Raw genomic sequence first — 276 nt, 5'->3', positions numbered from 1 at the left:
GCCTGCGCGCGGGCCTGCATGTCGGCCTGGGGGCGCGTGAACAGGCGCAGCGTGGTCAGGCGCTCGGCCAGCTTTTCGGGGTGCAGGTACAGGCGCAGCGTGGGCTCCAGCGCGGCCAGGGTGAGCTTGCTCACGCGCAGCGCGCGCTTGAGCGGGTGTTTCTTGATGCGGGCGATCAGGTACTTGCGGCCCACGATCAGGCCGGCCTGCGGACCGCCCAGCAGCTTGTCGCCACTGAAGGTGACGATGTCGGCGCCCGACTCGATGGTCTCGCGC

At 70.7% G+C, this 276-nt stretch carries 1 protein-coding gene; it reads right to left on the bottom strand.

All coding sequences use genetic code 11. The features are described from left to right. On the bottom strand, nucleotides 1-276 hold a 276-nt coding region (locus ACSNOK_RS34155), incomplete at both ends, for an aminotransferase class V-fold PLP-dependent enzyme (RefSeq protein WP_436784617.1).

The organism is Streptomyces sp. URMC 126 (assembly GCF_051386555.1).
GTDB lineage: Bacteria > Actinomycetota > Actinomycetes > Streptomycetales > Streptomycetaceae > Streptomyces.
The sequence above is the reverse complement of the archived record's forward strand: the minus strand, read 5'-3'. Positions and strand labels throughout refer to the sequence as shown.